Here is a 25,734-nt window from a genome sequence, read left to right on the forward strand (position 1 = left end):
ACCTCTTTTTGATGAACTTCAATTAACTAAGAACTAAGAAAGAAGAAATAAGAACTGTCCCGGAACTAATCCGATATTTCTTATTTCATATTTCTTAACTCTTATTTACATTTTATTATACTCCAATTTTTAGCACTGTCAAGGTGAGAGTGCTAATTCTTTGTAAATTAAATGTGAACCGGATAAGGAAACGCCGCTGAGCATGCACTCAGCGGCGGGCTTATATTTCTAACTCAGAATTAATAAGGCAGATCAACCAGATAACGCTGGATCGCGGTCACGTCAAGGATGTTTCGCTCGCCGTCTCGGTTGAAATCGGAGTAGTACATTGGTTCACGGTTCCACGAGTATAAGTCGATTTTATCATTATCAGGGTAATCACGGATACGGGCGTCACAGCGTTGGATGATAGTCGCATCAATAATCGAGATAACATTGTCGTCGTCCAGATCTCCAAGCGGCTTACCCTCGGTGACGTATTCATCAAACGCTCTTGGAAGTCCGTCGTACTCTTTTGCGACAAGTGAAGCGGCGTCGATGAAATCATCCCGTTCTACGTCATACACTGCGTAACCTGAATCAAAGGGAGCGTAATAATTACTGTGAGAGATCACGCGGTTGCCGAGGATAGCAGTGTAAACAGCAGGCTGGCAAATATCCAATCGGCAGGCGACCAGCACCCAGTCGTTTTTACCGCTTGCATCATAATGATAGTAGCACTCACGATAGGACGCAACGTGCTCATACTGTGTTTCATACTTCTGCTTAAAGCTGCTTTCATAAATATGCCCCGACGCAGGCTGTTCTGCACTCTGCGTCGTTTCAACAGGAGCCAAACTCTCATCATAATCGAGGATCTCTACCTCACTGAACGCCGAGATTGCGTAGACCTGTTCTTTTGTTAAGCTCAGAACAACCATCGGAGAAACAGTACCGCAAAACAAAACATCTTCATCCGATACGCCTGACTTTTCGATAAGCGCTTTATTTCCTGCCGCCTCCATTTCTCCCGCGATCCGGTTATAAACTTTGGAATAGGTATCAACCTCATCCAAGGTCATGCAGGTACCCGCAGTCAATCCACACTCTTCAAAGGTCATACGTTCTATAAGCTCTGCATCATGCTGATAATAGAGCCAAATACCGGTCGATATTTTCTCGCCTTCGGGAAGCTTATCGAGCTGTTCCGCGAGAGCAGAAGTGATTTTCCCATTCTTCTCCTTTGCGAGCACCGTTATAGTCACACAGGATAACAGCAGGGCGATCGAAATCATAATCGACAATACTTTTTTCATGATCTAATTCTCCTTTCGAGCGTATTACATACTGCCCGTTTCTTCACAGCCAGTGTACACTGTTCGTGGTCAGTACATTTCCGTTACTGTCATAAATGATACAATTGAAAACATCTCTCTCCGATCGAAAAGGCACATTGTAGTAAACTGCAAACTCATAAATATAGATATCACAATCTCTATCACTTCCGATCTCTGTCATCAACCTTTCGTCAGCAAACAGCTCATAGCCGCCGAACACCTCTCCGGCTGTACTTTCGATACGGCAATAAACCCTGCGATCTTTGGGAATCTGATTATGCAGAATCGTCGTACTGACTCTCGTAGGAGGCGTCCAAATCCCTTCGGTAGGGTCAAGCCACACTTCAGTTGGATCGTCGGGAACCCACGGCAGCGCTGTCGGGGGCTGAGGATTCCACGAGCCTTGCTTTTCGGTCGGTTTTTCTGTCGGAGGATCGGTAACAGGAGCTATCGGAGCTGCGGTTGGCGCAGTATCGGGGGCGGGCGTCGTATTTTCGGTCAACGGTGAAACGGTGGATTGATTATTATTTACCGTGCTCTGCCGAGCGGGTGCGATAGTGCCGTCGGTCACGGGAGAAGTCGGGGAGATTTCGGGAGCGGAAGTGCTTAGGATCGGCGATTTTGAGGGAGATACCGGCTGTTCGGTGATCGGCTGCGTCGCGGCGGTCGCGCTGTCCGTCGAAGCGGGCTGAACGACAACGGGGGATTTTCCGTCCATGTTCAGGAACAGAGCGGCGCTGACAGCGGTGATCAGGACGATACTCGCGGCTGCTGCGGCGATCCGAACAGCTCGGGTACGATACCCGACCGGCTTATGCTTCGGCTCATCGGGGATCGCCAGCACCTTTTCCCTCAGCTTCTCAGGGACTTTGATATTCTTGACGCTATGGAAGTTGATATTGTTCACGTTTCCTCACCTCCATAAATCTGTTTGAGCTTATCTCGTCCGCGTTTCAGGAGCGACATGACCGTTCCTTCCCTTGTATCGAGGATCCCGGCGATCTCTCTGACCTTGTAGCCTTCTTCATAATAGAGGTACAGCACCTCGCGGTATTTGGCACTCAGCCGCATCAGCGCCCAGCTGAGATCGCTGTGATCGTCCGATTGAGGAAGGGGAAGCTCTCCCAGATGATCCAGCGGTACAAAGCGAAGGGAGCGGCGAACGCTCATGCGACATTCGTTGATCGCGACGTGCAGCAGCCACGCTTTCAGATGGTTTTCGTCGGTAAAATCGGGGGATTTCTCATACAGCTTGATGAACGTATTCTGCACGCAGTCGTCGACGTCGGCGTTGCCGCTGAGACGCATCACACAGACAGCGTACACGGTACCGATATACTTATCCACAGTCTGTTCATAGCTGAGCCCTGCATACAACCGATCCATCGTTCATCCCCCTTCACTTACTAAATGCGCGAAGTACACGTTTAATTGCATTGTAATCAATTTTTTACAGAAAGCACATATCAATGTGCGAATATCCCGGCGGAACACGGGACGCTGAGGCACCGTTTCATGCAATTATCACTGACCGCTGTTTGCTAAACAAAAAAGGCTGACAGTCGCCTGTCAGCCCTTGGGTCTTGCAAAAATTACTTGTTAACCGCGTCCTTGAAAGCCTTGCCTGCCTTGAAAGCGGGAACCTTGGAAGCGGGGATCTCGATCTTAGCGTTGGTTCTGGGATCAACACCGGTACGAGCGTTTCTCTCTCTTCTCTCAAAAGTACCGAAACCGACCAGCTGGATCTTGTCGCCGGCAGCGATGGTCTCTACGATGGTGTCGAAGGTAGCGGCTACAGCAGCCTCAGCGTCCTTCTTGGAAATAGCAGCTTTTTCAGCAACAATTGCGATGAGTTCAGACTTTTTCATTTTTTGTTTTCCTCCAATAATTTATTGCGGAAGATTCCGCGTATTTTCTATTTAACTTCTTCCCAAAGGGAATCAATTAACGACGGTTGGGCGGTTTTCATGTCGATACCGCGCTCATGCGCGAGCTCCTCGACTGCGCGAAACCGCTTCGCGAATTTATCGGTAGAGCGGTAGAGCGCCTGTTCGGCGTCCACACCGGCGAATCGCGCGATGTTGACGACGGAGAACAGAAGATCGCCGAGCTCCTCCTCGATCTGCGCCTTGTCGCCGCTCTCGATCGCCCTAAACAGCTCCTGCTGTTCCTCGGGAACCTTTGACGCGGCTTCGGCGGCGTTCTTAAAATCCATGCCGGATTTTGCGGAACGCTTCTGCACCTTCTGCGCACGCATAAGGGCGGGGAGCGACCGCGCTACGTCATCGACAGAGTCGGCGTAGCTCTCCTGCGACTTAGTCTGCATCTTGATGGCGTCCCAATTACGGAGCACCTCCTCGGGCGTCTCGGCGTCAACGCTGCCGAACACGTGCGGGTGACGGATGATCAACTTCTGACAGACGTCGTTACATACGTCGTCAAAATTAAAGCGTCCTTCCTCCTCTTCCATCAAAGAGTGGAAGATCACCTGCATCAGCACGTCGCCGAGCTCCTCTTTGAGCAAGGGGGAATCGCCCTTGTCGATAGCTTCGACTGCCTCGTAGGTCTCTTCGATAAAATTCTGACGGATGCTCTCGTGGGTCTGCACCTTATCCCATGGGCAGCCGTTCGGAGAGCGAAGGATGCGCATAATTCCGATCAGATCAGTAATATTATAGGCGTCCTTGTACTGAAAATCCATAATTTCACTCATTTTATCCATTGGTATTACTATATTACCTTAACAGGTGAAGTTTTTCAAGGATTGTTACAATATTTTTACCTTTTGGCAGCATGGCGATCTCATCCTTGCTGAAGGTGCGCATCAGCATCAGGGCGAGAACATACACGATGACCGCAACGATAACACATGCGACGATGGAAATAAGGTTGCCGGTGAACATGCTGAACAGCTTATAAACGCCGAACGCAGTCGCGGCGCAGATCGCACCGGAGATCAGCGGCTTCAACATCGTATTGACGAAATTCGGCATACAGCCCGAATGACGGATCAAGAGGTACATACCGACGATGAACACAAAGGTGAAGGCGACCAGAGAGCCGACAGCCGCGCCGGTGACATTGATCTCGACAATGCTGACGAAGAGGTAGTTGGTCGCGACCTTGATGACCATGGCGATGGTACACAGGATCAGCGGCAGATGAACCTTACCGAGGCTCTGCAGCATGCTCATGACGGGCGTAGACGCCGCGACAACGATGCACGAGAAGCCCATGATGCTCAGGATCGAGGCGGAGACGTCGCCCTCGAAGCCGCCGCCGTAGAGCAGGGTGATGATCGGCTTTGAAAGCGCGAACAGCGACAGTCCCGCCGGCAGGGTGAACATCATCGTCATCTTCAATACGGTCTCGATGCTCGTCTTGAGCTCCTTCTTATCACCGGAGCTGTAAGCGGCGGTAACGTTCGGCAGCGCCGAGGTACCGAAGACCTGGGTGACGGTCGTCACGAGCTGCATCAGCGGCAGGGCGTTCGCAAAGCAGCCCCACAGCGAGGTGTGCAGCGAGATCTCCTCCGTACCCACGGGATGTACCATGTGAGAGAGCTTCTCGGCGTACTGAGAGCCGAACTGTGCGACCAGCAGATCGCCGTTGGTCAGGCTGGTATGATACAGCACGTTCTGGATGACCACCGAGTCGATGGTGGTGGAGATATTCATGATAAACGCCGACAGGATGATCGGTACGGCGGTTTTGATCAGGATCTTTAAGGTTTCCTGCTGGGTACGGGCGTCGACGGAATCATGCATCATCTCGTCGGTGACCATAAACTTGTGCTTGCTGTAGTAGATACGCAGGAAAAGGAACGCGAACAGTGACCCCAGCGCGATACCCGCGATCGCCGCGGCGACCGAATAAGCGAGCAGAGTCTGCATGGCGTTCTGGGGGGTGTCAAAGGTCTTGCCGAATACGGTGCCTGACGCGGAAAACTCGGACATACCGAACTTCATGACGAGGTAGCCGAGCGTCAGACCGCTGACGACCTTGACCAGCATCTCCACGACCTCAGAGCAGGCGGAGGGGAACATGTTGCGCTGACCCTCGTAGTAGCCGCGATAGATCGACACCAGACACCCAAGGAATACCGCGGGCGATAAGGTCATCATCGCGTACAGAGAAAGCGGCTGCTTGATGATCGAGACATAGACGAAGCTGATACCGATCATCAGGGCAAAGCACACCAGACCCATGACGATGAACAGGCGCTTGGATGTCTTATGGATGACCGCTACGTCCTTGTAGCGTTTCTGGGCGACGCTCTCGGCGATCAGTCGAGATACCGCGATCGGAAAGCCCGCCGTCGCCAGCGCGAACAGCGGCGTATAGACCTCATAAGCGTTGCTCAAAAGCCCCTGACCGACGCTGCCCATCGAGAAGCCGGCGATATCATCGTAACCCGCGTACATGCGGTACAGGAATATCTTGTAGAACATGCCGAGCAGCTTGACGACGACCATGCTGACGGTCATGATCAAGGCGCCCTTGACAAAGGTTTTTGACGTATTCTTACTTAAACTGTCGTTATTCATTCAATCACTCCATTTACTGTTATCCGCCGGGGATAACAACAATCGACAGATCGGATATTCTGACTAAAGAGGTATTTTAGCACAGGTAAAAGGATAATTCAACCGTGCGGAGAATTATTCGTTGTATTCACCATAAAAAGATTTCACGCGCTGCTTGCGCTGTAACAACTCGTCAAAGCGGCTGATATATTCATACGGATATTTGAAGTTGAATATGCGCTCGAGATAGTCGGATGCGGTATCGCGCAGCTTGGTCACAGCACCCGCCCCGCAGGCGAGGATCGAGTGGGTCTCCTCCATGATGTACACGTTGTAGGGGCTGAAATACCCGGGCTTTGCCCAGCCGATATTCTCCAGATTCGAGAGCATCTTGCTCTGACGGTAGAGGTAGTACGGCTCATAGCCGCCGTCGGTCAGCTGAGCGGAGGCATAAGCGAGCATCCGCGCCGTGTATGCCTGCTCCCGTACCGCGTCGGCGGAATTAAGGCGGGCAGAGCGTTTGACGGCGAGCGTATGAACAGTCACGCTCTCAGGGTCAAGCTCACGGATGATGCTAATGGTGCGCTCGAAGCTCTCGGGCGTATCGGTGGTTAGCCCTGCGATCAGATCCATGTTGATGTTGTCAAAGCCCAGCTCCCGCGCGAGACGAAAGGCGTCGATTGTCTGCTGTGAATTATGCTTGCGGCCGATATGCTCCAGCACACTGTCGTTGAAGGTCTGGGGATTGATCGAGATACGGGTGACGGCATGCTTTTTCAGCGCCGTCAGCTTCTCCCGCGTAACGGTATCGGGACGGCCCGCTTCGACCGTGAACTCCGCGCAGCGGCTCATGTCGAAATCCGCCTCGATCTCACTGAGCAGAAGATCGAGCTGTTCGGCAGTAAGGGTCGTGGGCGTACCGCCGCCGATATAGACGGACTCCAGCCGCAGATCAAGCTCCCGCGCAAGCTCCGCCGTATAACGGATCTCGCCGAGCAGCAACGGGATATAATCCTCAATCAGCTTCTTTGCTTTCTCGACGCTCTGGCTGACAAAGGAGCAGTAGCTGCACCGAGTCGGGCAGAACGGGATGCTGACGTACAGCGAGAAAGAGCGCTTACCGGAGCGTTTGATGATCGCTCTCTGATTATGACGAACGGTTTTAGCCAGCTCGGTCTTTTCTGCGCTGACGAGAAGGGTGTCGCGGAAATATCGCTCTGCTTCCTCTTCCCCGTCCTTATCGGCGAGCCGCGAAAACAGCTTGATCGGCCGCACGCCGGTCAGGATTCCCCACGGCAGCTCGCGGTGATAATGCGCCGAGAGCAGTCGGTAGAGCAGGATTCCCATCTGCAGCTCGTCATCATCGCTCAGCGGAGCGGACAGTTCCCCGCGCTCACCGTCTGCACATAATTCTACCCTGACCTCGTCATAAACGGAGGTCAGGATATAAGGCGCTTCAAGAGTATTCCATTGGTGTATTACCGTGACTTCTTCGGTAAAGAGGAAGGCACGGCATAGATTTTCCATTTCATAATGGAACTTGTGGTTGTCGATATATAGATTCATAATTCGGTGAACGGTGAACAGTGAATGGCGGCGGGTGGGCTTCGCCCACAACCAATTGATCATACTTCCTACTATCAATCCGAAACGCGTCAGTGTTTCCCTTCACTGTTATCTGTTATCTTATTGCATATACGGGTTGTACTTTCTTTCCTGATTCAAGGTAGTGAACATATCATGTCCCGGGAACACGCGGTAGTCGCCGTCGAGATCCCTGAGCCGCTCGATCGACTTCATCATATCCCTCATGCTCGAGGTCGGGAAGTCGGTGCGCCCGATGCTCGTGCAAAACAGCGTATCGCCCGAGAAGATACAGTCATCCACGATATAGCATCCGCTGCCCATCGTATGGCCGGGCGTCAGGAGAAAACGTATCTCACTCTCACCCAGTATAACGATATCGCCGTCCTTGAGCGGACGATCAACGGTGAAGGGCGGGATGGCCAAGCCATGCTTCTTTGAGAGATTATAGCTCGGCTCAGAGATGAGCAGGAGTTCCTTCTGCGCCGCGCATACCGTCGGATGATAACGCTCGCATAGCTCCGCCACACCCAAAACATGGTCATAATGACCGTGGGTCAGCAGGATATAGTCGAGCTTTCCGCCTCGGCGGTCGATCTCGGAGATGACCGCGTCGCTGTGGTCGCCGGGGTCGATGACCGCCAGCGCACCGCTCGCCTCATCCTCTATCAGGTAACAGTTGGTGCCGATCATGCCGACAACATCATAATCTATCTTGATCATTTCTTCAATTCCCCGCTGTCGAGAATAATGGTAACGGGTCCGTCGTTGAGCAGTTCGACCTTCATATCCGCGCCGAAAACGCCCTTGCCGACGTTTGTTACGCCCGCATCTATAATTCTTTTACAGAAATATTCATACAGTTCATTCGCGGTATCGGGCTTTGCCGCGCCGAAGAAGTCGGGACGTCTGCCCTTGACGCAGTTGGCACATAAGGTAAACTGCGATACCACCAGCGCCGAGCCGCCCGTCGTCAGAAGGGACAGGTTCATCTTATCGTCGCTGTCGCTGAAGATACGCAGGTTCGCGATCTTATCCGCGAGCACCTCGGCGTCACGGCGGGTATCGCCCTCGGCAACACCCAACAGGATCAGCAGACCGCCGTCGATCGCGGAGATCCGCTCCCCTTCTACGGTCACGCTCGCGCGCGTCACGCGCTGGAGCACTGCTTTCATAATATATCACTCTTTCTGTCGGAAAAACATAATAAAAGGAAGCCCCGTCAAATTCTGGTGATGGAAACGATGCCGTTGATCTGAGCGAGGTGCGCCATCACGGAACGCAGGTGATCCATGTTGTTGATCTCGATCGTCACGGTGACCATCGCCTGATTATCCTTGAGCTCGCGGGAGTTGAGCATGTGGATGAAGATACGCATGTTGGAGAGTTCACGAGTCACGTCTGCAAGGAAGCCGGTACGGTCGTTACAGACGATCTCCAAGGTGCTCTGGAAGGACTCGTTGATCTCCTCGTCCCAGTGAGCGTTGACCCAGCGCTCGGGCTCCTCACAGGCGGATAGATCGGCGGGAACGTTGGTGCAGGTGCGCTTGTGGATGGACACGCCGAAGCCGCGTGTGATATAGCCGATGATCTCATCCCCCGGCAGCGGATTACAGCAGCGGGAGAACTTGATCAGGCAGTCGTCGAGTCCCTCGACGGTCACGCCTGAGCCGACATGCTTCTTGCGCTTGGAAGTGCGTTCCTCGTTGATGGGCTGCGGCGCTTCCTCGGACTTCTTATACTTCTTGGTATAGATCTCCTTGACGCGGGGCATGATCTTCCAGAGCTGGATGCCGCCGTAGCCGATGGATGCGTAAAAGTCGTCGAGAGAATTGCAGTAGTGGCGCTGGATGATCGGCTGCAGGCACTCCTCGAGATCCTCATCGGCGAACTGCATACCCGCTTTCTTAAGCTCGTGCTCAAACATCGACTTGCCTTCGGCGATATTCTCTTCACGGCGTTCCTTCTTGAACCACTGACGGATCTTGGATCGGGCGGAGTTGGTCTTGACGATCTTGAGCCAGTCACGCTTGGGACCGGTACCCTCCTTCTGGGTCAGGATCTCAACGATATCGCTGCTCTTGACCTTGTAGTCGATCGGTACGATACGTCCGTTGACCTTTGCGCCGACCATTCGGTTGCCGACGCCGGAATGAATGGCGTAAGCCATATCGATCACGGTAGAGCCGGCGGGCAGATTGATGATATCGCCCTTAGGCGTAAAGACATAGACCTCGTTTTGAGAGAGGTCGTACTTGATGGTTTTGACGATCTCGGTCTTGTCGTCGGAGGCGTTCTGCTCCTCCAGGACCTGACGGATCCAGTTCAAATTCTCGTCAAAGCTGTCCTGTTTTCCGCGCAGCTTGAGCTTGTATTTCCAGTGAGCCGCGATACCGTATTCGGCGGTATGGTGCATCTCGTAGGTGCGGATCTGAACCTCGAAAGGGATGCCGTTCTTGTCGAAAACGGTGGTATGCAGGCTCTGATACATATTCGATTTCGGCGATGCGATATAATCCTTGAAGCGGTTTTGCACCGGGGTGAAGATATCATGGACAATACCCAGCACGTTATAGCAGTCGGCGATGGTATTGACGATCACGCGCACGGCGAAGACGTCGAAGATCTGATCGATCTCACGCCCCTGCATAATGGTCTTACGGTAGATAGACACCACCGACTTCACCCTGCCCGAGATCGTGACATGCGGGATGGAGAAGCCGATCTTTTCGAGGATCTTTCGTTTGATCTGCTCGATAAAGGCGTTGCGCTCATTTTCGGTGAGCTGCAGCTGGCGCTCGATCTCGGCATATCCGATAGGATCAAGGTAACGCATGGAGAGATCCTCCAGCTCATCCTTGATCGCCTTCATGCCGAGGCGGTGCGCGATCGGCGCATAGACCTCCATGCACTCGAGCGCTTTGTCGCGGCGCTTCTGCTCCTTGACGCACTCGATGGTGCGCATATTATGGACGCGGTCGGCGAGCTTGACGATGATCACGCGGATATCGTTGCTCATCGCGATCAGCATTTTACGGACGTTCTCCGCCTGCCGCTCCTCCCGGTCGGTATAGACGATCTTGCTGATCTTGGTCAGTCCGTCGACGAGATTCATAACGTCCTCGCCAAAGCCGGCCTTCACCTCATCAAGCGTAACGGCGGTATCCTCGACGGTGTCGTGAAGGAGAGCCGCGACGACGGAATCGGTATCCATGCCCATCTCGGCGACGATACACGCGACGGACGTAGGATGCAGAATATACGGTACGCCGGAAACGCGCCGCTGGTCGCCGTGAGCGAGGTTGGCGAACTCATATGCTTTTTTGATCTTACGCTTGTTGTACTTGACGCTGCTCTTATCGATCAAATACATCAACTCGTCAAAGTCTTGATAATGAACGACGTCATTCATCCGCGCTCACCTCCCTTAGCTTCTTTATGATAACGGATGTGTTCAGATCGACCTTACCGCCGACCTCACACATCTTGATTTCAAAATCATACATTCCCTCGAAGATTTGAATCAAGCCGAGCTCGTTCATACACTCGAGGATAACTCTCAGCTTACCGTATCCGATATTCGAATCAAGGCGATACATCAGCGCGTCGAAGGAATAGCGAAAGCCTTTATTCGACCGCAGAAAACGGTAAGCAACAGCGAACTCCTGACGGTCGGGGATCAACGACCGCGCCTCGGCGGGTGAGATCAGATCGCCGCGGCAAAACCGTTCAAATAATTCTTTTGAAGAAATAATCTTATCTTCATCCAATCCCGAAAAACGCATGTCGCGGACGACAACGGACAGGCTCTCGGAATTATTATAATGATTGATATCCAGCGTGACAGCCAGATCGACAATGTCTCCCGGCTGATAAGGAAACTCCGCAAGCGTCGTAGAAAAACGAAGGGCATAAACAGTGCTGTTGCCCCTGGAAAGCGTCAGTCTGAGGTGCTTGCCGCCGCCCATCTCTCGAATATCCTTGAGGGTCATGTTGAACAGTCCGAACAGCGGAGTCGGATTATCGGCGCCGTAAGGCTCCATCAGACTCAGCCCGCGGGCAAGGTCAACGTTCAGCTGAGCGGGATTGAGCTTGCAGTCCAGCTGCAAAGTCGGCACGGGGATCGGATGCTGTTCGGCATAGGCGTTGATACGCTCGATAAAAAGCTCGATGTTCTCTCTACGAATACCGAACCCAACCGCCATCGGATGACCGCCGCACTGGTCGAGCAGATCCTCGCACGAGAACACCGCGTCGATCAATGAGAATCCGGAAACGGAGCGTCCCGAGGCGCGGCAGATATCGCCGTCGAGCGAGATAACGATAGCCGGCTTGGCGTAGACCTCCTTGATGCGTGAAGCGACGATGCCGATCACACCCTTGTGCCAGCCGTCGCCGTAGACGACGATGATTCGGTTATTCACGATGGACGGTTCCTCACGGATCATATCGTCAATATCGGAGAGGATCTCACGCTCGATACGCTGGCGTTCGGTGTTGTCTTTGCTGAGCTCCGCGGCGATATCGGCGGCATATTCCTCGTCATCAGTCAGGAGCATGGTAACAGATTTCTTCGAAAGGCCCAGTCTGCCGCCCGCGTTGATACGCGGTACAAGGGTAAAGCTGAGGTTACCGGCTGATAGCTGCTTTCCGCTGAGTCCCGCGTCCTCTATAAGGGCGGCGATGCCCAGCCGGTCGCCGTTATTGATATGGCGCAGACCGTTCTTGACCAGCACGCGATTCTCACCTCGCAGAGAAACGATATCGCCGACGGTACCGATCGCGGCAAGGTCGGAGTAATTCTCCAGCAGTCCCTCCACATCGGCATACTCGCCCTCGATTGCCTGTACCAGCTTAAAAGCGACGCCGACACCGGATAATTCTTTAAAAGAACTATTGCAATCGGGGCGGTGCAGGTCGATCACGGCGACCGCGTCAGGCAGTACATCCGGTACGGCATGGTGATCGGTGATTACGGTATCGATACCGAGGCTGTTCGCGTAATCCACCTCGTCTACCGCCGCAACGCCGTTATCGACGGTAACGATCAGGCTGACGCCCTGCTCATACAGGCGCCCGACGGCACCTTTATTCAGTCCGTAGCCCTCCTTTTCACGGGAAGGGATATAATACATTGCGTTAGCGCCGATGTCGGAGAGATAGGAGTACAAGAGAGCCGTAGCCGTTACGCCGTCGGCGTCAAAATCGCCGTAAACACAGATGCGCTCACCGTCCTCGATCGCTGACTGTATCCTTTCGACCGCGTTATCCATATCCTTGATCTCGAAGGGCGAGGCGGTGAGCGTTTCGTTCGACAGGTAGTCGATGATCGAAGCCTCATCACTGATCCCTCGGATATCCAGCAGCATGGCGATCAGCATCGGCAGATCATAGCGCTGAGAAATGGCTACCGCGTTATTCTTATTCAGTTTTCTGGTAATCCATTTCTTCATGACGGCTCCTTTCTTTATATTAAAAGTAGTTTTTTACGTTATATTATGGGTTTATACATTCCTTGCTGCCTGCAGCAGTTCCCTCGCGTGGTTGCGGGCGCTGTCGGTGATCTGCTCGCCGCCCACGATCCGCGCAAGCTCCTCTACCCTGCCGTCGTCATCAAGCGGAGAAACATGGGTGAAGGTGCGGTCGTCGTGTACCTCCTTGCTGATATAAAGGTGGTTATCGGCAAAGGCGGCGATCTGCGCCTGGTGGGTCACGCAAAGCACCTGACGGTCGCGGGAAAGCTGACTGAGCTTTTTTCCGACCCTGTCGGCGGCTGATCCGGAGATACCGGTGTCGATCTCGTCAAAAATCAGCGTCTGGACAAAGTCCGCGCGGGACAGCACAGTCTTGATCGCGAGCATCATACGCGACAACTCGCCGCCGGAGGCGATCTTGCTGACAGGCTTAGGCTCTTCGCCGGGATTAGTGGAAATCAAAAACTCAAGCTTGTCGATTCCGCGTGAGTTCAGCTCGACCTCGTCGTGTTGAATCGCCAGTCGGACATTCGGCATTTGCAGAAACGCCATTTCGCGTTCCACACTGCCGCGAAAGTCCTCGCAAACCTTTTTACGAATCTCAGATATTTCTTTTGCGGAATTATAAGCGCTATGATACAAATCATCCCTGCGGCGCTCCAGCTGTTCGCGGTTGTAAGCGTAATCCGTCAGAGATTTTAATTCTTTTTGAGCATTATCCAGATAAGCGAGCATCTCTTCCTCGGTGTCGCCGTACTTGTGACGCAGACGGTAGAGCAGGTCGAGACGCTCCTCGATCTCCTCGAGCCTTCCGGGGTCGGCGTCGATGTCATCCATCGCGCTCTCCAGCTCGCGGGAGATATCCTGCAGCTCATATAAAGCGGAGGACAGGCGATCGGAAGCACCCTCGAGCGAGGAAAGATAACGCGAAGCGTTCATCACCGACGTCGATGCGTCGTCAAGCATGCGCAGAGCGCCGTCGACCTCGTCGTCACCGTCCAGCGCGATACGCGCGCGCATCAGCTCCTTCGCGATCTTCTCGCGATTTTGCAGGGCGTTGCGCTCCTCGGTAAGGCTGTCGTACTCGCCGATGGTGATATCCGCGTCCTCGAGCTCGGTGATCTGAAAGGTCAGCAGGTCGATCCGCCTGAGGCGCTCCGACTCATCGGTATCAGCGGAGGAAAGCTCCTCCTCCACCGATCTTAACTCACGGTAGAGCTTCCGATAGGCGGAAAGCCGCTCGGCGATATCCGCCAATGCGTCGATATAGACGATGTGCAGGGTGGGATTCATCAGTTCGAGGTTATCGTTCTGGCCGTGGATATTGATAAGGTACTCGCCGATCTCTGCGAGCGCTGAGACGGTGGCGGGGCGGGAGTTGATGCGGCAGGTGTTTTTACCCGAGGCGCTGAGCGAACGCGAGAGGATCAGCGTTCCGTCCTCCGCTTCGTAGCCCATCATGCCGAGCTTTTTCAAAGCAAGCTCGGAAAGCTCCTCAAAGGTCGCGCTGACAAAGGCTGCGTCCGCTCCCGAGCGGATCATCCCGCGGGAGGAGCGCTTGCCGAGCACGGCGTTGATCGCGTCGATCACGATACTCTTACCCGCACCGGTCTCGCCGGTAAGGACGTTGAGCCCCTCGGTAAAGTCGATATTCGATTTTTCGATGACTGCGATGTTCTCGATGTAAAGGTTAGTCAGCATAAAAGACTTCCTTTGTGTTTGATGTATATAGTCGCTTCAAAAGCGGATCTCACTTATGCAAGATAACGGTTGAAGTCCTCGGTACACTTCTGAGCCGCCTCGATATCCTTACAGACGACCATGATGGTATCATCACCCGCGAGAGTGCCGACGATCACATCGAAGGACATCATATCCAGCGCCGCGCAGGCAGCCTGCGCCATGCCGCTGAAGGTCTTGACGACAACGATATTCATCGCTGTCTCAACCGAGATAACCGATGACGAGAAAATGGTATGGAAGTTGTTTTTTGCTCCCTTCTCAGCGCTGGGTGACGCCTGGTAGCGATACTTGCCGTCAGCCAGCAGGGTTTTGGTCAGGCGGAGCTGCTTTATATCGCGCGAAACTGTAGACTGGGTGACGTCATAACCGTCTGCGCGCAGATAATCGATCAGTTCCTCCTGCGTGGTGATCGGGTACTTGTTGATCAGTTCCAGAATCTTATTGTGTCTTGTCGTTTTCATGTGCTTAGATCTCCTTTAGTTTTTCGCTGAGAAGGGTGTAAAAATTTTTCTCTTTTAGAATTATTAACGATAATTTCATCGGTGATTTTCTCACCGTAATTATATCGTCGGAGGATAAGGGGATATGGTTTTGACCGTCAACCGTGAGATAACAGTTGAACTCAGCCGACGGATAAGACCGCGCGTACAGCACTGTATTGCCGCCGAATACGACGGGGCGGGTGGAGAGTGCGTGAGGACAGATGGGATTCAGCAGAATACAGCTCATATCGGGCTCGATCACAGGGCCGCCCGCCGAGAAGGAGTATGCCGTAGAGCCCGTGGGGGTTGCGAACAGCATGCCGTCCGCGCGATAAGAGATAATGCGCTCACCGTCAGCCTCGACCGTATAGTCGACCATGTTCGCCAGCGTATCGCGGTGGAGGACAGCTTCGTTGACAGCTGTATAACGCTGTTCCCCGCCGTTCTTCGTAACAGTGATATCCAGCAGCATGCGGCTTTGGATGCGGTATTCGCCGGTGATCAGCTTACCGAGCTCGTCGAGCTCGTCGGGCTCGATATTGGCGACGAAGCCGATCCGCCCGAGGTTGATACCCAACAGCGGCTTGCCGTAGAGCGCGGCAAGCTTCGCGTGGTGGATGATCGTGCCGTCGCCGCCGACCGTAACGGTGATATCACAGTCACGGATGATCTCATCGGCGGTGTCAGCTACCGTCGTTCCAACAACCGGACAGTCGGCGCAGGTCAATACCTCGGCGCCCGCTTCTGTCAGAACGGATACGACGCGCTGTGCCGTCTCGAGCGCATGCTTTTTACTTTTATTGACGATCAATGACGCTTTCATATGATTCAGTCCAGTTCGTTATGTGACGCCTCGACAACCTCTGCGGCAGTTACCGTAAGAAGATTCTCGGGTTCGTCGCTTTTTTTGATGTGTAAGAGGTATTCGATGTTGCCCTGCGGCCCTTTGATCGGCGAGTAATCGAGTCCCAGAACGGAGAAACCGTTATCAATGCAGAATCCGATGATCTCATCGACGACAGACGCATGCACCTTCTTGTCACGGACAACGCCGTTCTTTCCGACGTGCTCGCGTCCCGCTTCAAACTGCGGCTTGATCAAGCATACGCCCTCGGCGTCAGCGGCACAAATGCCCCGCGCCGCGGGGAGGATCAGCTTCAAGGAAATAAACGCAACATCTACGGAGAAAAAGCCGATCTCCTCGGGAACCTGCTCATGGGTCACATAGCGCATATTGGTGCGTTCTAAATTAACGACGCGCTCATCGTTGCGAAGCTTCCACGCGAGCTGACCGTAGCCGACGTCGACGGCATAGACCTTGCTCGCGCCGTTTTGCAGCATGCAATCGGTGAAGCCGCCGGTCGACGCGCCGATATCCATCGTGACCTTCCCGTCAAGCGTGATCGGGAATACCTGCATCGCCTTCTCGAGCTTGTAGCCGCCGCGCGAAACGTAGCGCAGGTGATTGTCACGCACCTCGACAGCGGCGTTCTCATCATAATTGGTACCGGCTTTATCCGCCTTTTGGTTATTGACGTAGACGCAGCCGGACATGATGACCGCCTTCGCCTTCTCACGGCTCTCAAAGAAACCTTTCTCTACCAATAATACATCCAGTCGTTTCTTCATAAGCGCCTCACCCGATCGCCGCCGCCATGCTCTCTGCGTCCAACCCGAGGGCTTTCAGCGAGCTTTGCACTGCGGCGTGCTGTACATAAATATTGTCGACAGCCCTGACGTGATAATGACCGTCATAGCCGATTTCTTCAAGCTGATCGCGCAGTATATCGGCAACAGAGCCGCTGCGTATCCCTTCTTCAAAGAAGAAGATATTCCGAAAAGCCTTTGCCTCTTCAACCGCCTGATGATCGATCGGCTTGATGCGGCAGAGCTTGAGGATGCAAACGTCCCTGCCCCGTTCCTTGAGCATGCGCTGCGCCTTCAGCGCCTCGCTGAACAGTCTTCCGTAAGTCACGATCAAGGTATCGCCGCCGTGACCGCCGAAAAACTCGTAGTTGATATTTTCAAGGGAATAGCCGTCGGGCTTCTCTCCCTCTCCCCCGCGCGGATATCGTACAGCAGCCAGACCCTCGGTATCATAAAGCGCGGCGGTCAAAGCATTCTCAACGCCGTCGAAATAACAGGGAGAGTAAACGGTGACGTCGGGGATGCTGTTAAGCATCGAAACATCAAAAAGCCCCTGATGGGTCTCGCCGTCCTCGCCGACAACGCCGGCACGATCGATCGCGAGCACCAAATGCGCTCCCTGCATAGACGCGTCATGGATCATCTGATCATAGCCGCGCTGCAAAAAGGTAGAATAAACCGCGAACACGGGCAAAAGCCCGCTCAGCGCCAGACCGGACGCAAAGGTCACCGCATGTTCTTCGGCGATGCCGACGTCGAAAAAGCGATCCTTATACAGCTTGGAGAAATCCATCAGCCCGGTTCCGGTACGCATGGCGGCAGTAACGGCACAGACGCGCTCATCGTTCGCCGCAAGCTCACAGAGCTTGTGACCGAAGACAGCGGAAAAGCTCTCTTTCGCGCTGACCGGCTCGCCGGTGTCGATATCAAAAGCTCCTACACCGTGGTAGGAGGCGGAATCGTCCTCCGCGAATTTGTAGCCCTTGCCCTTCTTGGTGACAATGTGCAGCAGAGCGGGATCTTTGCTCCGTTTTACGGCGTTGAGCGCCATGACGAGTTCCTGCATGTTGTGACCGTCGACCGGTCCGTAATAGGATAATCCGAGCTTATCGAAGATCGTGTGGCGGTAGAGCACATGCTTCACCTTAGCTTTAGAGCGCTTGAGTACAGAGCTGATCGGTCTGCCGAGCAGCGGAACACGGGAAAGTACCTTTTCGGTACCGCTCTTTAATCGCAGGTACCACGGCTGCATGCGGATCGAGCCGAGGTAGCGCGCCATCGCGCCGACGTTCTTGCTGATCGACATGCGATTATCGTTCAGGATGATGATAAAATTCTTATTGTGCTGACCGGCGTTGTTCAGACCTTCATAAGCCATGCCTCCGGTCAGGGATCCGTCGCCGATAACAGCGATCGTATAGGAAGGATCTCCCAAAAGCTGTTTTGCCTTCGCGATACCCAGCGCCGCTGAAATAGAAGTGGATGCGTGACCGGCGTTGAAAGCGTCGCAGGGGCTTTCGTTCCGCTTCGGAAAGCCCGACAGCCCGCCCTCACGGCGGATCGTGTCGATCTCACTGTAGCGGCCGGTGAGCATCTTATGGGTATAGCTCTGGTGTCCGACGTCAAAGACGATGCTGTCCGAAGGGCAGTCAAAAACACGATGCAGCGCCACGGTCAGTTCAACCACACCGAGGTTCGACGACAGATGACCGCCGTTGACCGATACGATATCGATGAGCTTCTCTCTGATCTCGGAACAGAGCTGATCGAGCTGATCCTCTTTAAGCGCCTTAACGTCAGCGGGAGATTCAATTGTTTCTAAAATCTCATATGACATAATCAAATAATAAGTTTATGCGACAGGTTTGCCTGAGGTTCTGCCGCGTTATTTTTTTCTGTTTGCCAGACGGACGGCAAAATCCGCCAGATCGGATGTATCGCCGTCAAATGCGTCGAGCGCTTTGATCGCTTCTTCGGTCAGCTCGCCGACGAGCTCGCGGCAGCGATCGATCCCCAAGAGGGACATGAAGGTGTTCTTCTCGTTATCCGCGTCGGAGCCGATGGGCTTCCCCAGCTCCTCGGCGGTCGACGTAACGTCGAGAATATCGTCAACGATCTGGAAGGCAAGTCCGATCGCGTGCGCATAGCGCTCGGCGGCGCCGATCTGCTGCTCGGATGCACCCGCAACGATACACCCCATCATGCAGGCGGCTTCGATCAGGTTGGCGGTCTTCTTCTCCTCCATCAGCTGAACGGTCTCGATATCAACGTGCCGATGCTCGATACTCAGATCGATCGTCTGACCGCCCACCATACCGAGTACACCGGATTTTTCGGACAGTACTCGCGCCGCGCGGGCGGCTCTGTCGCCGCCGACGGCGGCAACGGACAGATTACCGAGCATCGTCATATACGCCATACTCTGCAGGGCGTCACCCGCCAGAAGCGCGATATCCTCGCCGTAGACCTTATGATTCGCGGGCTTACCACGGCGGTAATCGTCATCATCCATACACGGCATATCGTCGTGGATCAGGGAGTAGGCATGAACCATCTCCACCGCACAGGCAAAGGGCATCGCTTCTTCAACGGTGCCGCCGCACAGCTCAGCGAAAGAGAGCGTCAGCGAAGGACGCACACGCTTACCGGGCAGGAGCAGAGAGTAGCGAACCGCGTCCAACAGTTTTTGTTCTTTATAATTCCCTGTGGGAATATATCCTTCAAGAGCGGCTTCGATCGCCGCGACATAATTCTTCATCTTATTCCTCGGTTAGCGACTCGCCGTTCTTCTCAAGCTCGGCGATCCGCTCATTTATATCGGTGATCTTGACTTTGCTGTCATTGAGCTTGCGTCGACAGAGTACCACAAGCTTACACGCCTGCTCGTAAAGCTCGATACTCTCGTCAAGCTTGGTGGCGGGGTCCTCCAGCTTTGTGACAAGCTCGTTCAAGGCTTCGTAAGCCTGTTCAAAGTTCATCTCGTTATAATCCTTCATCATGAATCCTCTTCCTCCGCCATGCGGATAATCTTCTCGAGCCGATGGTTCACGCCGCTGCGTGAGATCGGCGGGTCGAGCATCGCGCCCAGCTCGCGCAGGGTCAGCTCGGGGTACTCGTAGCGCAGCTCTGCTACCGCCTTGAGCTCGTCGGTCAAGAGATTGATCCTGCCGTTCTTCCTGAGCTTTTTGATCGCCTTGATCTGCCGCGCCGACGCGGAAGCCGTCTTCTGCAGATTCGCGATCTCGGAATTAGCGCGGCGGTTCGCGGTGTTACGCACCTGCTTGAGCGCTTTGGTGCCCATGATGTTCATCGACGCCACCACCGCACCCATATAGGTCAATAGATCGGTGATCTGCTCGCTGTCCTTGATATAGGCGATGTAAGTGCCGCCGCGGGAGAGAAACTTTGCCCGGATATCACAGTCGGGGATCTCGCTGATGATACGGCAGATATCCATGCATAAGTTGCGATGGCTGACGGCGATCTCAAGGTGATAGCCCTTTTCAGGGTCGGTCACGGAGCCTCCGGCGAGAAACGCGCCGCGGATAAAGGCGCGCTGCTCATCCTCATCGTCGATGTTAGCGCGGTTCACTCGCAGATTGACCTCGTGCTCATCATGACCGTAGCGTTCATAGATCTTGCGGCATTTGTCGGGAGAAGTCACGACGGCGGTATAGTTTCGATTTTTCCCGGATTCGCCGCGCATCGGAGCGGTAACCTCACACTTCGCCTTAAACAGCTTATTCAGTAAAAAGATGAAATGCGAAAAGGTGTGTTCGTTCTCGGTCTTGAAAACGATGCTCTTCGGGCTGAACTCCCGCGAGAGCAGCAGCATCGCATACAGCTCGCTGTATTGGAGCGATACGCGGGTCGAGAGCTTCTGACAAATTTCGCGTTTTGTATCGGTTGAAAATGACATTTATTCAATGAGGAATCAGGAATGAGGAATGAGGAATTACAAGAGATCATGCTAAGATCCCGTTGTCAATCTCATTTAAACGTTTATAATTCCTAACTCCTAACTCCTAATTTCTAATTATTTACGCTTTCCAGATATCTCGGTGGTGGATGGACGACTTCAAGCCGTTCTCTGCAAAATGGAGATTGAGCAGACGCGCAACCGTAACGGAACGGTGCTTACCGCCCGTGCAGCCGACGCCGATGACCAGCTCGCTCTTGCCCTCCTGCTGATACAGCGAAACGGTGTAGTCGAGAAAATCATATAATTTCTGCACAAATTGACCGGTGACCTCAAAGCCGAGGATATAGTCCCTTACCGGTTCATCGAGACCGGTAAGCGGTTTAAGCTCTTTGACATAGAAAGGGTTGGGCAGGCAGCGCATATCGAACACCAGATCCGCTTCGGGCGGGATCCCGTACTTGTAGCCGAAGGAGATACAGGTGATCAGCATGGCGTCGCCCGCTCCCGCGGTGAACAGCGTGGTCACGCGTTCCTTGAGCTCGCCGGGCGCCATGAGAGTCGTATCGATGACGTAATCCGCCATCGTCTTGACGTTCTTCATCAGCTCAGCCTCGAGACCGACCGCCTCTTCAACAGAGCCCGAGACAATCTCACCGATCAGCGGGTGCTTGCGGCGCGTCTCCTTGAAACGAACAATGAGGGTATCCTGCTTTGCGTCGAGAAACAGTATCTTGAATCGCTTACCTTCCGCGTGAAGCTTGCTAATAACGTCAGCTATATCGGCGAACATCTCGCCAGAACGAGCGTCGGCGACAACAGCGACCTGCTTCATCCTTTTGTCGGCGGAATTCTCGCATAGGTCATAAAAGGTATCAAGCAGCAGGGGCGGCAGATTATCGACGCAGTAGAAGCCGATATCCTCCATCGCGTGCAGAGCGTTGGTCTTGCCCGCGCCGGACAAACCGGTAACGATCACAAATTCCATATGTCAACTCCTGAATGACTCACCAATGAAAGTATATAGGCAGTTTATCTGCCGGTACGGATGATCTCGCGCTCCAGCTCGAAGCCGGTCTCACGCTTCACGGTCTCCTGTATCAGAGCGACCAGCCCCATCACGTCGTCGCAGGTCGCGCCTCCGATGTTGATGATAAAGCCCGCGTGCTTTTCGCTGACCTGAGCGCCGCCTACGGTTTTGCCTTTGAGTCCGCACTGTTCGATCAGTGTTCCGGCGAAAGCCCCCTCGGGTCGCTTGAACACCGATCCCGCGGAGGGGTACTCCAACGGCTGCTTGGTTTTACGGCGATTCATCACGTCATCCATCTGTGCTTTGATGGCAGTTTTGTCGCCGTTATTCAATTTATATTTCGAAAACAGAATAATACTGTTGTTCTTCTTAAAAACGCTGGTTCGATAACCCATCTCCAGCTCCGCGGCAGGGACCTCGACGATCTCACCGTCCGAATTTAAAGCGGTCACGCTCAGAGCGACGTCCTTCATCTCGCCGCCGTAGGCGCCGGCGTTCATATACATCGCGCCGCCGACCGTACCGGGGATACCGTAGGCGAACTCCAAGCCGGTCAGACCGTTCTCAAGAGCCACGGTACAGAGCCGCGAAAGCTTTGCGCCCGCTCCGGCAGTGATGACCGTGCCATCGACCGTGATCTCTTTGAAATCTCCGTCAAGCGAGATCACCGCACCCTCGATACCGTCGTCGGAAACCAGAAGATTCGATCCGTTGCCGAGGATCATATAGGGTACGCCGCAATCCTTACAGGCGTCGACGGTCGCTTTCAGCTCGTCGATGTTTCGCACTGTCACAAGCACATCCGCAGCGCCGCCGATCTTAAACGTCGTATGCGCGCTCATCGGCTCGTTCTCGATGTACGATATACCCTTGTCAATTATAATATCAATTATGTTCATAATAACTCCATGTTATAATTCGGATAACAGATCATGCCGAAAGGAGAGCTAAGTCCTCACTCGTTGATATAGAAAACCAAAACGCAAAGCGTTTCCCGCAACCGTTATCCATTCTCCGTTAACCGTTCTCCGATCTCACCAGTTCGTATCGATCTTCTTTTTGCCGATATCGTCGGGGCTGATGTCCATACCGAGGTTTTGCAGGAGCTCCTGAGCGCCGTTGTAGCCCATCTTCTTCTGGCGATGATTCATCGCGGCGACCTCGATAATAACAGCGAGGTTTCGGCCGGGCTTGACGGGGATGGTGACGACAGGGATCTCCAAGCCGAGGATCTCCATATATTCGTCATCCATACCCATACGGTCATAGACCTTCTTCGAATTCCACAGCTCGAGGTTAATGACCAGGTCGATCTTCTCGCTCACCTTAACGGCGCCGATACCGAAGATACGGCGGGCGTTGATGATGCCGATGCCGCGCAATTCGATAAAGTGGCGGATATTCTCGGGAGAAGAACCGATCAAAGATTTCTTTGAGACGCGCTTGATCTCGACGGCGTCGTCGGCGATCAGGCGATGTCCGCGCTTGATCAGCTCGATCGCGGTCTCGGATTTACCTACGCCGCTGTCGCCGATCAGCAGACAGCCTTCGCCGTACACCTCGACAAGTACACCGTGGCGGGTGATGCGGGGCGCGAGCTCAACATTCAGGAAGGACACGATCGCAGCGTCCAGTACCGAGGTGGTATCTGTGGAAGTCACGATCGGAACCTGATACTTCTCGGCAAGCTCCAGCATAACGGGCAGAGGCTTGATATCACGCGCTATCACTAAAGCGGGAGGGTTCCGGGATATGATCGGCTCAAGCTGCTCGCGCTGCTTCTCCTCACTCTCGCCTTCCAAGAAGGACATCTCCGTCAGTCCGAAGGCGATCAGATAACGGCTGTCGTAATACGTCAGGTAACCGACCAGCTCGAGTCCGGGACGGTCGACGTCCGAGACGGTGATGTGTACCTCTTCGGGATCGACAGGCATATAGTATGCGTTCAGCCCGATCTCGTCGATCAGGCGTTTGAGGGTTACATAATACGGACTCGCGTTCATAATAAGCCTTCTTTCTGACTGAATTATTCGGTAAAAAAGATTTCGTTACTCTTTTAACGTACACATGGTAATTATACTCCATTTAGTAATATTTATAATCCTTTAAAAGAAATATGCATTTTATTATGCAGAAATCGCATACATAATTTTAGCGGTTTTTCACAAGATAACAACGGTGATTTATTATGTTGACAATTCTGATACGCACCGTCGTGATATACATCGTCGTAACAGCGGCACTGCGCGTCATGGGCAAGCGGCAGGTCAGCGATATGCAGACCTCTGAGCTCGTGATCACGCTGATTATCTCTGAGGTCGCTTCTCTCCCGCTGGAAAACGCCGAGCGCCCGCTGCTGAACTCGCTGGTACCGATCATGATGATCGTCGCGATCGAGCTTTTGATCTCACTTTTGATGATGAAAAGCCGCAAGGCGCGCTCGTTGATATGCGGACATCCGATCGTAGTCATCAAGGACGGCAGGATCATCGACAGCGAGCTGCATCGTCTGCGTATCAGCCGCGAGGATCTCTACTCGCTTCTCAGGGAGAAGGAGTTGAGCGACGAGAGCAGTGTGCGCTACGGGATCATCGAACCCAACGGCACGCTGAGCGTACTGACAGATGAAGCACTCAGCGACGACAACATCGGCAGCAAGGAGCTGCAGGATGAACTCAGCGAGATACAGGAGGAGCAAAAATGAAAAGAGGATGGATCGCGCTGGTAATGATCGCGCTTTCGCTCTTACTGGGTATCACAGAATACAGCTATGTCACATCAAATTCAAACGTCTATCTCCGTATGCTGGAAGAAGCGGATCAACGGATGGAGGAGCATGACTTCATCGGGGCGGAATCGACAGCAAAGCGCCTGAACAATCGATTCAGGAATCAAAGCGGGATATTCAACATCTTTATGTACCACAGCGAAGTCGGCGATATCGAGAGCGATCTCATGATGATGATCCGCTACGCGCAGACGGGCAGCAGCACGGATTTTCTCGCGACCTCCGCATGCGCGAGGCGGGAGATCCAATCCATCCGTCAGTCGAAGCAGCTGAGATGGGATAATCTGTTCTGATACGAGAAAAGGGAAATTTTTTTAAAAATCTCCCTATTTCAGAAAAAGTATGCTATACTACTCTATAGAGTAGTAATTGGAGATGATAGCATGACGAATTATGAAAAAGCAGTTGCCCTCTGGCAGCAACGTAATATCACAAATGACGCGGAACTTGCGGAAGCGCTGAACGGATACAGTATTGCGTTTGCATATCATTCCGGAAAAATCGAAAATAAACAAATCACCTATCACGACACCAGAGAAATCTTTGAGCACGACGGCGTGACTTCCTACACCGGAGATTTACGAACCTTGTTCGAGATCAGAAACGCAAAAGAAGCGAATGAGCTTTTTTTGATTTCGTTCAACGAGCGACGACCGATTGATGAAAGGCTCGTAAAAGCATTTCAATATAAGCTCACACAAAATACATATGACACACGGCGTTATCAATTGGGTGAGCGTCCCGGTGAATACAAGCTTCATGACTATGTGACCGGCAAGGAAGAAATCGGCGCTGCTCCTGAAGACGTCGCCGAAGAAATTGCTGAGTTGCTCTGTGAACTGCAAGATATTTCCGATGACAAAGCGCTGACTGCTGCAGCATATTTCCACGCAAAGTTTGAAAACATCCATCCCTTCGCCGATGGTAACGGACGCACCGGACGACTGCTGGTGAACTATCTGCTGGTTCTGCACAACCATCCGCCAATCGTCATTCATGAAGAAGACCGACGCACATACTTTGAAGCATTAGAGTCTTGGGATCGTGCGCAAAGCCTTGAACTCTTGATCTGTTTTCTGAAAGAGCAAACTGCTAAAACATGGCAAAAGCAAATCGAACGCACCGATAAAAAGATTTGATACTAAGTATCATAACAACAAGGAAAATGCAAGCAAAAAATAACGGCACCGCTCGAATGAACGGTGCCGTTAAGCTTGATGTAATA

25 protein-coding genes are annotated in these 25,734 nt (G+C 53.2%); 3 read left to right on the forward strand and 22 right to left on the reverse strand.

Going from position 1 to position 25,734, the window contains the following annotated elements; translation table 11 throughout:
- Nucleotides 1-239: 239 nt before the first annotated feature.
- The 22 genes from R2I50_RS01900 to hprK all read right to left on the reverse strand — a co-directional run bounded on the left by R2I50_RS01900 (nt 240) and on the right by hprK (nt 23,724).
- Nucleotides 240-1,295: a dockerin type I repeat-containing protein gene (locus tag R2I50_RS01900; RefSeq protein ID WP_316607394.1), complete on the reverse strand. Its 1,056-nt coding sequence runs from the start codon at nt 1,293-1,295 to the stop codon at nt 240-242.
- A 43-nt stretch (nt 1,296-1,338) separates the two neighbouring features.
- Nucleotides 1,339-2,223, reverse strand: a complete 885-nt coding sequence (locus R2I50_RS01905) for a hypothetical protein (protein WP_316607395.1) — start codon at nt 2,221-2,223, stop codon at nt 1,339-1,341.
- Nucleotides 2,220-2,702, reverse strand: coding sequence for an RNA polymerase sigma factor (locus tag R2I50_RS01910; protein WP_316607396.1), 483 nt, complete (start codon nt 2,700-2,702; stop codon nt 2,220-2,222). The genes R2I50_RS01905 and R2I50_RS01910 overlap by 4 nt, the downstream gene beginning before the upstream one ends.
- Before the next feature lie 206 nt (nt 2,703-2,908).
- Nucleotides 2,909-3,184, reverse strand: a complete 276-nt coding sequence (locus tag R2I50_RS01915; RefSeq protein ID WP_316607397.1) for an HU family DNA-binding protein — start codon at nt 3,182-3,184, stop codon at nt 2,909-2,911.
- A gap of 47 nt (nt 3,185-3,231) precedes the next feature.
- Nucleotides 3,232-4,017 (reverse strand): nucleoside triphosphate pyrophosphohydrolase, encoded by a 786-nt coding sequence (gene mazG, locus R2I50_RS01920; protein WP_316607398.1) that lies wholly within the window; start codon nt 4,015-4,017, stop codon nt 3,232-3,234.
- Nucleotides 4,018-4,051: 34 nt separating this feature from the next.
- Nucleotides 4,052-5,863 carry a polysaccharide biosynthesis protein gene (locus R2I50_RS01925; RefSeq protein WP_316607399.1) on the reverse strand — a complete coding sequence of 604 codons (1,812 nt, stop codon included), beginning with the start codon at nt 5,861-5,863 and terminating at the stop codon, nt 4,052-4,054.
- A 114-nt stretch (nt 5,864-5,977) separates the two neighbouring features.
- Entirely contained in the window at nt 5,978-7,471 is a 1,494-nt protein-coding gene (gene hemZ / locus R2I50_RS01930) for a coproporphyrinogen dehydrogenase HemZ (RefSeq protein WP_316607400.1), read from the reverse strand.
- Nucleotides 7,472-7,528: 57 nt separating this feature from the next.
- Nucleotides 7,529-8,149, reverse strand: coding sequence for an MBL fold metallo-hydrolase (locus R2I50_RS01935; RefSeq protein ID WP_316607401.1), 621 nt, complete (start codon nt 8,147-8,149; stop codon nt 7,529-7,531).
- The gene (gene dtd, locus R2I50_RS01940) at nt 8,146-8,601 is read right to left on the reverse strand and encodes a D-aminoacyl-tRNA deacylase (protein ID WP_316607402.1); all 456 of its coding nucleotides are present in this window, start codon (nt 8,599-8,601) and stop codon (nt 8,146-8,148) included. The genes R2I50_RS01935 and dtd overlap by 4 nt, the downstream gene beginning before the upstream one ends.
- 47 nt (nt 8,602-8,648) lie before the next feature.
- Nucleotides 8,649-10,838 carry a bifunctional (p)ppGpp synthetase/guanosine-3',5'-bis(diphosphate) 3'-pyrophosphohydrolase gene (locus tag R2I50_RS01945; RefSeq protein ID WP_316607404.1) on the reverse strand — a complete coding sequence of 730 codons (2,190 nt, stop codon included), beginning with the start codon at nt 10,836-10,838 and terminating at the stop codon, nt 8,649-8,651.
- Entirely contained in the window at nt 10,831-12,879 is a 2,049-nt protein-coding gene (gene recJ, locus R2I50_RS01950) for a single-stranded-DNA-specific exonuclease RecJ (RefSeq protein WP_316607405.1), read from the reverse strand. The genes R2I50_RS01945 and recJ overlap by 8 nt, the downstream gene beginning before the upstream one ends.
- Before the next feature lie 51 nt (nt 12,880-12,930).
- The gene (gene recN, locus R2I50_RS01955; protein ID WP_316607406.1) at nt 12,931-14,601 is read right to left on the reverse strand and encodes a DNA repair protein RecN; all 1,671 of its coding nucleotides are present in this window, start codon (nt 14,599-14,601) and stop codon (nt 12,931-12,933) included.
- A gap of 53 nt (nt 14,602-14,654) precedes the next feature.
- Nucleotides 14,655-15,104, reverse strand: coding sequence for an arginine repressor (gene argR / locus R2I50_RS01960; RefSeq protein WP_316607407.1), 450 nt, complete (start codon nt 15,102-15,104; stop codon nt 14,655-14,657).
- 4 nt (nt 15,105-15,108) lie between these two features.
- The gene (locus R2I50_RS01965; protein WP_316607408.1) at nt 15,109-15,948 is read right to left on the reverse strand and encodes an NAD(+)/NADH kinase; all 840 of its coding nucleotides are present in this window, start codon (nt 15,946-15,948) and stop codon (nt 15,109-15,111) included.
- Nucleotides 15,949-15,953: 5 nt separating this feature from the next.
- Nucleotides 15,954-16,754 carry a TlyA family RNA methyltransferase gene (locus tag R2I50_RS01970; protein ID WP_316607409.1) on the reverse strand — a complete coding sequence of 267 codons (801 nt, stop codon included), beginning with the start codon at nt 16,752-16,754 and terminating at the stop codon, nt 15,954-15,956.
- Nucleotides 16,755-16,761: 7 nt separating this feature from the next.
- Entirely contained in the window at nt 16,762-18,609 is a 1,848-nt protein-coding gene (gene dxs, locus R2I50_RS01975; RefSeq protein WP_316607410.1) for a 1-deoxy-D-xylulose-5-phosphate synthase, read from the reverse strand.
- Nucleotides 18,610-18,657: 48 nt separating this feature from the next.
- Nucleotides 18,658-19,530, reverse strand: coding sequence for a farnesyl diphosphate synthase (locus R2I50_RS01980; RefSeq protein WP_316607411.1), 873 nt, complete (start codon nt 19,528-19,530; stop codon nt 18,658-18,660).
- A gap of 1 nt (nt 19,531) precedes the next feature.
- Nucleotides 19,532-19,771, reverse strand: a complete 240-nt coding sequence (xseB, locus tag R2I50_RS01985; RefSeq protein ID WP_316607412.1) for an exodeoxyribonuclease VII small subunit — start codon at nt 19,769-19,771, stop codon at nt 19,532-19,534.
- Entirely contained in the window at nt 19,768-20,691 is a 924-nt protein-coding gene (whiA, locus tag R2I50_RS01990; RefSeq protein WP_316607413.1) for a DNA-binding protein WhiA, read from the reverse strand. The genes xseB and whiA overlap by 4 nt, the downstream gene beginning before the upstream one ends.
- A 121-nt stretch (nt 20,692-20,812) precedes the next feature.
- Nucleotides 20,813-21,679, reverse strand: coding sequence for an RNase adapter RapZ (rapZ, locus tag R2I50_RS01995; RefSeq protein WP_316607415.1), 867 nt, complete (start codon nt 21,677-21,679; stop codon nt 20,813-20,815).
- A gap of 44 nt (nt 21,680-21,723) precedes the next feature.
- Nucleotides 21,724-22,620, reverse strand: a complete 897-nt coding sequence (gene murB / locus R2I50_RS02000) for a UDP-N-acetylmuramate dehydrogenase (RefSeq protein ID WP_316607416.1) — start codon at nt 22,618-22,620, stop codon at nt 21,724-21,726.
- 135 nt (nt 22,621-22,755) lie between these two features.
- Nucleotides 22,756-23,724 (reverse strand): HPr(Ser) kinase/phosphatase, encoded by a 969-nt coding sequence (gene hprK / locus R2I50_RS02005; RefSeq protein ID WP_316607417.1) that lies wholly within the window; start codon nt 23,722-23,724, stop codon nt 22,756-22,758.
- Between the two features lie 185 nt (nt 23,725-23,909).
- Here hprK and R2I50_RS02010 point away from each other — a divergent pair, with 185 nt between their 5' ends.
- The 3 genes from R2I50_RS02010 (at nt 23,910) to R2I50_RS02020 (ending at nt 25,648) form a co-directional block, all read left to right on the forward strand.
- Nucleotides 23,910-24,425, forward strand: a complete 516-nt coding sequence (locus R2I50_RS02010; protein WP_316607418.1) for a YetF domain-containing protein — start codon at nt 23,910-23,912, stop codon at nt 24,423-24,425.
- On the forward strand, nt 24,422-24,802 hold the full coding sequence (locus tag R2I50_RS02015) for a DUF4363 family protein (protein WP_316607420.1): 381 nt from the start codon (nt 24,422-24,424) through the stop codon (nt 24,800-24,802). Before R2I50_RS02010 ends, R2I50_RS02015 begins: the two co-directional genes overlap by 4 nt.
- Before the next feature lie 90 nt (nt 24,803-24,892).
- Complete coding sequence (locus R2I50_RS02020; RefSeq protein WP_316607421.1) at nt 24,893-25,648, forward strand: Fic family protein; 756 nt, start codon at nt 24,893-24,895, stop codon at nt 25,646-25,648.
- Nucleotides 25,649-25,734 lie beyond the last annotated feature (86 nt).

It is taken from the genome of uncultured Ruminococcus sp., from assembly GCA_902785355.1.
GTDB lineage: Bacteria > Bacillota > Clostridia > Oscillospirales > Acutalibacteraceae > Ruminococcoides.